Source organism: Bradyrhizobium sp. (assembly GCF_049581145.1).
In the GTDB taxonomy this organism is placed as follows: Bacteria; Pseudomonadota; Alphaproteobacteria; order Rhizobiales; family Xanthobacteraceae; genus Bradyrhizobium.
Genome location: NZ_JBAURI010000944.1, coordinates 1 through 8,597, shown reverse-complemented (window position 1 = coordinate 8,597; position 8,597 = coordinate 1). Strand labels below are relative to the sequence as shown.

General features: G+C 64.3%; 6 protein-coding genes. 2 read left to right on the top strand and 4 right to left on the bottom strand.

Annotated elements, in window-relative coordinates; genetic code table 11:
* Positions 1 to 637, top strand: a 637-nt coding sequence (locus WCB02_RS30815) for a pyridoxal-phosphate-dependent aminotransferase family protein (protein WP_423964013.1), incomplete at its 5' end; no start/stop codon positions are given.
* A gap of 223 nt (positions 638 to 860) precedes the next feature.
* Here the strand turns inward: WCB02_RS30815 and WCB02_RS30810 are convergent.
* Positions 861 to 1,976, bottom strand: coding sequence for a hypothetical protein (locus WCB02_RS30810; protein WP_423964010.1), 1,116 nt, complete (start codon positions 1,974 to 1,976; stop codon positions 861 to 863).
* Positions 1,976 to 3,412, bottom strand: coding sequence for an MBOAT family O-acyltransferase (locus WCB02_RS30805; RefSeq protein WP_423964007.1), 1,437 nt, complete (start codon positions 3,410 to 3,412; stop codon positions 1,976 to 1,978). The genes WCB02_RS30810 and WCB02_RS30805 overlap by 1 nt, the downstream gene beginning before the upstream one ends.
* 202 nt (positions 3,413 to 3,614) lie before the next feature.
* Between WCB02_RS30805 and WCB02_RS30800 the strand changes: the two genes are divergently transcribed.
* Positions 3,615 to 5,732, top strand: coding sequence for a S9 family peptidase (locus WCB02_RS30800; RefSeq protein ID WP_423964004.1), 2,118 nt, complete (start codon positions 3,615 to 3,617; stop codon positions 5,730 to 5,732).
* Between the two features lie 105 nt (positions 5,733 to 5,837).
* On the opposite strand, the gene WCB02_RS30795 is transcribed toward WCB02_RS30800, so the two are convergent.
* Both WCB02_RS30795 and araD read right to left on the bottom strand, forming a co-directional pair.
* Positions 5,838 to 6,557: a ribonuclease activity regulator RraA gene (locus WCB02_RS30795; protein ID WP_423964002.1), complete on the bottom strand. Its 720-nt coding sequence runs from the start codon at positions 6,555 to 6,557 to the stop codon at positions 5,838 to 5,840.
* A 120-nt stretch (positions 6,558 to 6,677) separates the two neighbouring features.
* A complete protein-coding gene (araD, locus tag WCB02_RS30790; protein ID WP_423964000.1) occupies positions 6,678 to 8,423 on the bottom strand; it encodes an L-arabinonate dehydratase in 1,746 nt (581 codons plus the stop codon).
* Positions 8,424 to 8,597 lie beyond the last annotated feature (174 nt).

The following is an 8,597-nucleotide window of genomic DNA, read 5'->3' as shown; positions in this document are numbered from 1 at the left end:
GGACCGATGGGGCATCGACGTCGCGATGTCCGGTTCGCAGAAGGGCCTGATGACGCCGCCAGGGCTCGGCTTCGTCGCCGCCAATGACCGCGCCCAGGCCGTGCACATGAAGGCGGACATGCGCACGCCCTATTGGGACTGGACCGAGCGCGAGGGCGTCGAGCACTACCGCAAATATGCCGGCACCGCTCCGATCCATCTCCTGTTCGCGCTGCGCCAGGCCATCGACATGCTGTTCGAGGAAGGGCTCGACAACGTGTTCGAGCGCCACCGGCTGCTGGCCGAGGCGGTACGCCGCGCGGTCGCGGTATGGGCCGAGGGCCAGGTGCTCGGCTTCAACGTCGCCGACGCCGCCGAGCGCTCCAACACCGTGACGACCGTTACGATGTCAGGCGGTACCAGCCCGGCGCCGCTGCATCGGTACGCCAAGGAGAAATGCGGCGTGGTGCTCGGCGTCGGCATCGGCGAACTGGAAGGCCAGGCCTTCCGCATCGCCCATATGGGCCATGTCAATGCGCCGATGATCCTGGGCACGCTCGGCGTGATCGAAGTCGCCCTCAACGCGCTGCAGATCCCGCACGGCAAGGGCGGCACCGAAGCCGCCATCGACTGGCTCGGCGAAAGCGTGAGCCCGTGAAAACAACATCGGTCCCGTAGGGTGGGCAAAGGCGCCCTTGCGCCATGCCCACCCTCCGCGCATCCCCAGAGATGGTGGACACGCCTCCGCCATCGCTTCACGCGAGCGACGGCGCAAGCTTTACCGACCCCACGGACTACGGACTCGTGTGAGATCAGCGACGGCTCGCTCCCCGTCATTGCGCGCGGAATCTCGATCCGACGTCCCCGCGCTCCCGAAGCCCTCACGGCTCACGACCGCCGGCGTCGACCCGGTAGGCCGCGACCTGTGCCCTCAGCCGCTCGGTCGACGCGGTCGGCGCGTTGCGATCGACGGCATGGCTGCCTTCCGTGATCCAGGACAGCACTTTCCGATCGATCGTCGGCGAATGATGCACCACGTCGAAATAGTTGTTCTGGTCGTGCGTCACCTCCTGCGCGTCGCGGAAGTCATAGAGACGGACATTGGGAAGCTGCGTCAAGCGGCGGCCGGCATAGGCAGTGAGGTCGTAGACGATCTGCAGCGTCGCGGGCGAGGCATCCCGCATCGCCACGAAGTGCAGGATCGAGTAGGGAGGAAAGTAGACATCGAATCTGACATCCGGATGCTTCGCGATCAGATCCAGCGCGTCGCGATCGAAGTTGCGAACCATGGCGGCATAGTCGTAGCCCGCGCCGATCTCTTTCGGATGTTTCAGATAGTGCTCGAAGGAGGCACGCGCCATGGCGGCATTATAGGTCGCTGCCAGATCGAGTTGATCTGGAAGCGTATTGATCCGATCGACGTCGTCTTGATGGAATTTGAGGTACTGAGCCGCGGCCAATCCGTGCGCGACAGTTTGCAAAGGCTTGAGGCCGCGGAGCACGATCCAAACCGACTCGCGCGCCATATCGAGGCTGAAGAGATATCCCGCGATCCCCTTCGCATTCATGCGGTAGAGGTTGGCGGGCAGATAGGCGTCGGAGTCGGCATCCGGGGCGTCACGGAAAATCCAGTCGTCCATTTCCCAGATCACGCGCCGGGGACGACGGCGCAGCGCGGCGCGCAGGACGAAGTTCTGTTCGACCGAATTCGAGCCGGAGATCGCAAGCTTCAGGGAGTGGACGCCGAATTGCCGGTCAATGTCGCTTTGGCGAAAATGGATCGCGAGCGACGTCCCCATCAGGATGGTATCGAAGTCCTGACTTCGAATCAGCCCGGCATCCTGAAGCCGACTGTCATCGGAATACCAGGGACGGCCCGGTTCGGAGTGTCCAAACAGCCGCAGCGGATCCACGACGAAATTGAGCGACGCGACCGTGATCGCGGTGGCCAGGGCGGCGCACAGCAAGCGGATGATGTTCGTATACGGCGAGCCCATCAGAACCTGAAATAGATGAATTCGCTGTGCTGCTGGATTCCGAGCATGCCAAAGCCAAGGACCGCCCCGGCCGCATAGATGAGCGCCGGCCTGCGCAGCCACTGGTCGAGGCCGGCGCCCACGGTCCTGTCGTGGTGATCGTAACCCATGATCTCTTGCGTATTCGGCGCGCACCATGCCAGCAGCGCATAGAGGCCGATCACGGCGGCAGCGAACATCTCGCGGTAGCCGAGCGCAACGCGCGCCGGGTCCACCATCGCCGCCAGGATCAGGAGCGCCGACGACAGGCTGTCGGCGCGGAAAAACACCCAGGCCACGACTACCGCCGTAAACGTCAGAGCGAACGCGGCGAGATTGCCGGGCCACGCGAGGCGCGGCGCGAGAATCGGACAGAACCTGTTCCAGGCATGGTTGATGCAGAGATAGGCGCCATGCAGCGTCCCCCAGGCGACAAAGGTCCAGGCGGCGCCGTGCCAGAGGCCGCCGAGCACCATCGTGACCATCAGGTTGAGGGTGCGCCGCGCCGTCCCATGGCGGTTGCCACCGAGCGGAATATAGAGATAGTCGCGCAGGAACTGCGACAGCGTCATGTGCCATCGGCGCCAGAAATCGATGATGCTGGCGGCCTTGTACGGCGAATCGAAGTTGAGCGGCAGAAAGATGCCGAACATCAGCGAGATTCCGATCGCCATGTCGCAATAGCCGGAGAAATCGAAATAGAGCTGGAAGGTATAGGCCAGCGCGCCGATCCAGGCCTCTGCGAAATTCGGCGGCGCGGGGCCGAAAGCAAGCGCCACGAACGGCTGGATGCCATCGGCCAGCCAGGTCTTCTTGAACATGCCGATGGCAAAGATCATCAGGCCGCACAGGATCAAATGAGCGTCGGGACGCGCGGTGCCGTCGCGCTCGAACTGCGGAATCATGTCCTTGTGATGCAGGATCGGTCCGGCGATCAGATGCGGAAAATAGCTGACGAACAGCGCATAATACGGCGCCGCGTAATGCGCGACCTTGCCCCTGTAGGCGTCGACCAGGAAGGCGATCTGGGTAAAGCTGTAGAAGGAGATGCCGACCGGCAGCAGGATGTTCGTCGCGAAGGACGTCGAGAACAGCGCATCGAGATTGGCGGCGAAGAAGCCGGCATATTTGAAGACGCCGAGGATCAGGAGATCGCCGCCGACGCCGGTCGCGAGCACGATCGATCGCAGCCCCGGGCGCAGTTTCCTGGCGATCAGCAGCCATCCGATGGCGTAGTTGAACGCGATCGAGGCGAGCAGCAGCGGCACAAACTGCCAGCCGCCGAATGCGTAGAAGACCAGTGATGCCAGCGCCAGCCAGAGCGCCGCCGCATGATTGCCCAACCGGCCGATCGCGAAATAACCGAGCAGGACCGCCGGCAGGAACAGGAAAATGAACGGAGTGGAGTTGAACAGCATGACCCTTGCCCGGCGGCGCCGGGAAAGCCTAACCATACAAGCCGCAGGTCAACAACCCACGCGCGTCTGGAAATCGGGCGCGTTTGCGCCGATATAGGGACGATGGCGAAACAGCGCCGCAAGAACACGAACAAGAACAAGATCAAGGCCCAGATCAAGACAGAGATTAAAACTAGGACAGAGTCCAGCCAACGAGGATGACGTGACCCAGGCCAACAGCAAGACAGCTTCCCAGTCACCGCCGGTGGCGCCGCGCCGGCAGCATTGGTTCAGCCGGCACGGTATCACCGTGAGCGACGACTATGCCTGGCTGAGGGACGAGAACTGGCAGGAGGTGCTGCGCGATCCCGAGGTGCTGAACGGCGATATCAGGAGCTATCTCGAGGCGGAGAACGGCTACACCGAGAGCCTGCTCGGCCATACCGGAGCCTTGCAGAAGACGCTGGTTGCGGAAATGCGCCGGCGGATCAAGGAGGACGATTCCAGCGTGCCGTCGCCGGACGGGCCTTACGCCTATTTCCGCAAATTCCGCGAAGGCGGCCAGCACGAGCTGTTCGGCCGCATGCCGCGCGGCGGCGGCGACGCCACCATCGTGCTCGACGGCGATGCGCTGGCGGCGGCGCATGACTATTTCCGGTTCGGCGGCAGCCGGCACTCGCACGACCACAAGCTCGTGGCCTGGAGCGCCGACGTCAAGGGCTCGGAATATTTCACGATCCGGGTGCGCGACTGGGACGGCGGCCGCGACCATGATGATGTCGTGGAGGAGACCGACGGCGGCGTGGTGTGGAGCGCGGACTGCAAGGGCTTCTTCTATGTCAAGCTCGACGACAATCATCGGCCGATGCAGGTCTGGCGCCATCGGCTCGGCACGGCGCAGGCCGACGACATCCTGATCTACGAGGAGCAGGATGCCGGCTGGTTCACCCATCTGCATGAGAGCACCAGCGGACGGTTCTGCGTCATCGCCGGCGGCGACCATGAAACCTCCGAGCAGCGGCTGATCGATCTGGCCGACCCCGATGCCGCGCCGCGCCTGATCGCCCGCCGCGAGACCGGCGTGCAATATTCGATCGCCGACCGCGGCGACGAGCTGTTTATTTTGACCAATTTGGACGGCGCCATCGACTTCAAGATCGTCACCGCGCCCTTGGCTTCGCCCGCGCGCGAAAACTGGCGCGATCTGATCCCGCACCGCGCCGGGACCTATATCATCGATCACGATCTCTATTCGGGCCATCTGGTGCGGCTGGAGCGGGCCAACGCCCTGCCCGCGATCGTGATCCGCGATCTCACCTCCGGCGAGGAACATGCCATTGCTTTCGATGAAGCGGCTTATTCGCTCGACACCATGGGTTCCTACGAATTCGACAGCACCAATCTGCGCTTTTCCTATTCGTCGATGACGACGCCGTCGGAGGTCTATGACTACGATATGGCGACGCGGACGCGAACGTTGCGCAAGCGCCAGGAGATTCCGTCGGGCCATGACCCGGCCGACTATGTCACCACCCGCATCATGGCGACCTCGCATGACGGCGCCGAGGTACCGATCTCGCTGCTGCACCGGCGCGATTTCAGGCGCGACGGCCGCGCGCCGCTCTTGCTCTATGGCTATGGCTCCTATGGCATGGCGATGCCGGCGTCGTTCAATGCCAACCGACTGTCGCTGGCCGATCGCGGCTTCGTCTACGCGATCGCGCATATCAGGGGCGGCACCGACAAGGGCTGGGGCTGGTATCTCGACGGCAAGCGCGACAAGAAGACCAACAGCTTCGACGATTTCGCAGCCTGCGCCCGCGCGCTGTGCGAGGCGAACTATACGGCTGCAAAGCGCATCGTCGGCCATGGCGGCAGCGCCGGCGGCATGCTGATGGGCGCGGTCGCCAACCGCGCCGGCGAGCTGTTTGCCGGCATCGTCGCCGAGGTGCCGTTCGTCGACGTGCTCAACACCATGCTCGACGACACGCTGCCGCTGACGCCGCCGGAATGGCCGGAATGGGGCAACCCGATCGAGAGCGAAAAGGATTTTCGCACCATCCTTGCCTACTCGCCCTACGACAATGTCGCGGCCAAGGATTATCCCGCGATCCTGGCGATGGCAGGATTAACCGATCCCCGCGTCACCTATTGGGAGCCGGCGAAATGGATCGCGCGCCTGCGCGCCACCATGACCGGCGGCGGCCCGGTGCTGCTGCGCACCAACATGGGCGCCGGCCATGGCGGCGCCTCCGGCCGCTTCAACCGCCTCGACGAAGTCGCGATCGTCTATGCGTTCGCGTTGTGGGCCGTCGGGATGGCGGACAAGGGTGCGGTGTGAGTCGGCATGTCCCGGACGCGTGCCAAGTGCTTGTATCGTCGTACCGGATCTGCACTCGCTGACGTTCGCTTGTCCGGGACGACGCGGATTTTTTGAATTGACCGCTCACCGCCCCATCTTCTGCCGCCACACCGCGAAATCCTTCAGGGTCTGCTCGTCGGTGGCGGGATAGAGGCCGAAGATGCCGCGCCCGTTGCGCACCTCCGAGGCGACGAAATCCTCGAACGCGGTCATTTCGAGGGTCTCGTCGGCGATGTCGTCGGCGAGATGCGCGGGGATCACGATGACGCCGTCGGCATCGCCGAGGATGACGTCTCCGGGAAACACCGGCGCATCGCCGCAGCCGATCGGGCCGTTGATCTCGATCGCCTGGTGCAGCGTCAGGTTGGTCGGCGCGCTTGGGCGCTGGTGATAGGCGGGAAAGCCGAGCTTGGCGATCTCGGCGGAATCGCGAAAGCCGCCATCGGTCACCACGCCGGCGACGCCGCGCTGCATCAGCCGCGTTACCAGGATGGCGCCGGCGGATGCGGCGCGCGCGTCCTTGCGGCTGTCGACAACCAGCACCGCGCCGGGCGGGCAATCCTCGATCGCCTTGCGCTGCGGATGGGAACGGTCGCGAAAGACTTCTAGCCTGTTGAGATCCTCGCGGGCCGGCATGTAGCGCAAGGTGAAGGCCTCGCCGACCAGCACGGGCTGGTCTGGGCTGAGCGGGTGCACGTCCTGAATGCACTGGATACGCAAGCCGCGCTTGTACAGCGCGGTCGCGACCGTGGCGGTCGAGACGGATTTGAGCTTGTTGCGGGTGGCGTCGCTGAGTTTTGACATGGTTTTTATCCCCTTGTCGTCATTCCGGGGCGCCAACCGAACCCGGGTCTACTCGAATTCGGTCATTTCGAGGTTCCGGGTTCAAGGCTTCGCCTTGCCCCGGAACGACGGCGCCAACAACTAATAAATCGACGGCTCGCCCACCGGCGCGCCGAAGCCGGTTTCGAGAAAGTCAAAGTCACAGCCTTCGTTGGCCTGCCTGATGTGGTGCGAGAACATCCAGCCATAGCCGCGCTCGAAACGACGCTCCGGCGCTTTCCATTCGGCGCGGCGCCTTGCGAGTTCCGCTTCCGGCACATCGAGGCTGATGGTACGCGCCGCGACGTCGAGGGTGATGCGGTCGCCGTTCTTCACCAGCGCCAGCGGGCCGCCGACATAGGCTTCGGGGGCGACATGCAGGATGCAGGCGCCGTAGCTGGTGCCGCTCATCCGCGCGTCCGACAGCCGCACCATGTCGCGGACGCCCCGCTTCACCAATTTGGTCGGGATCGGCAGCATGCCCCATTCCGGCATGCCCGGGCCGCCCTGCGGCCCGGCATTGCGCAGGATCAGGACGTGGTCGGCGGTGACGTCGAGGTCGGGATCGTCGATGGCCTGCTTCATCGACGGATAATCGTCGAATACCAGCGCAGGGCCACTATGCCTGAGGAAGCGCGGCGCGCAGGCGGAGGGCTTGATGACGCAGCCGTCGGGCGCAAGATTGCCCCTGAGCACGGCGAGCGCGCCCTCCCGGTAGATCGGGCTGTCGACCGTGCGGATCACGTCATCATTATAGACCTCGGCGCCCGCGATGTTGTCCCCGAGCGTCTTGCCGGTCACGGTGAGGCAATCGAGATGCAGATAGTCGCGGATTCGGCTCATCAGCCCGGGCAGGCCGCCGGCATAGAAGAAATCCTCCATCAGATAAATATCGCCGGAGGGCCGCACATTGGCGATCACCGGCACCTTGCGGCTCGCGATCTCGAAATCGTCGAGCCCGATGTCATGGCCGGCACGGCGGGCCTGCGCGATCACGTGAATGATCGCGTTGGTCGAGCAGCCCATCGCCATCGCCACCGTGATCGCGTTCTCAAACGCGTGGCGGGTCTGGATCTGCCTTGGCGTCAGGTCCTCCCACACCATCTCGACGATGCGCCGGCCGCATTCGGACGCCATCCGGATGTGGCCGGCATCCGCCGCCGGGATCGAGGAGGCGCCCGGCAGGGTCATGCCGATCGCTTCCGCGATCGCTGTCATGGTCGAGGCGGTGCCCATGGTCATGCAGGTGCCATAGCTGCGGGCGATGCCGGCTTCGACATCGACCCAATCCTTGTCCGAGATCTTCCCGGCGCGCCGTTCGTCCCAATATTTCCAGGCGTCCGATCCCGAGCCCAGCGTCTTGCCCTTCCAATTGCCCCGCAGCATCGGCCCCGCCGGCAGGTAGATCGCGGGCAGGTTCACCGAGGTCGCGCCCAACAGCAAAGCCGGCGTGGTCTTGTCGCAGCCGCCCATCAGCACCACGCCGTCGACCGGATGGCCGCGCAACAGTTCCTCGGCATCCATCGCCAGCAGATTGCGATAGAGCATGGTGGTCGGCTTCAGCAGCGATTCCGACAGCGACAGCGCCGGCAGTTCGATCGGAAGGCCGCCGGCCATCAGGATGCCGCGCTTGACGTCGTCGACCCGCGATTTGAAATGCATGTGGCAGGGCTGCGCGTCCGACCAGGTGTTCAGGATCGCGATCAGCGGCCGGTCCTTCCACTCGTCCGGCGCATAGCCCATCTGCATCGCGCGGGAGCGGTGGCCGAAAGCCCGCAAATCGTCGGGCGCGAACCAGCGCGCGCTGCGCAGCGTTTGCGGCGTTTTCCTGATTTTTGCTTCGGCCATGACGACACCCGTGAGAAGACCTTTCTGGTCATCTCACAGGCAGTCCCGGTCGAGCAAGTCCCGTTCGGATGAGTCCCGGTCGAGCAAGTCCGGTCTTGCGGCTGTCCGGATCAGGCGGCGCTGCTGCTCGCCCGGTTCCGAAGGTTACGCGACGTTCCTCTTCGTCACCATCGT

What these genes read in the sequence shown, in the direction of transcription:
- WCB02_RS30795 (WP_423964002.1), bottom strand. Translation starts at nt 6,557, where the DNA reads ATGTCAAAACTCAGCGACGCCACCCGCAACAAGCTCAAATCCGTCTCG.
- WCB02_RS30805 (WP_423964007.1), bottom strand. Translation starts at nt 3,412, where the DNA reads ATGCTGTTCAACTCCACTCCGTTCATTTTCCTGTTCCTGCCGGCGGTC.
- araD (WP_423964000.1), bottom strand. Translation starts at nt 8,423, where the DNA reads ATGGCCGAAGCAAAAATCAGGAAAACGCCGCAAACGCTGCGCAGCGCG.
- WCB02_RS30810 (WP_423964010.1), bottom strand. Translation starts at nt 1,976, where the DNA reads ATGGGCTCGCCGTATACGAACATCATCCGCTTGCTGTGCGCCGCCCTG.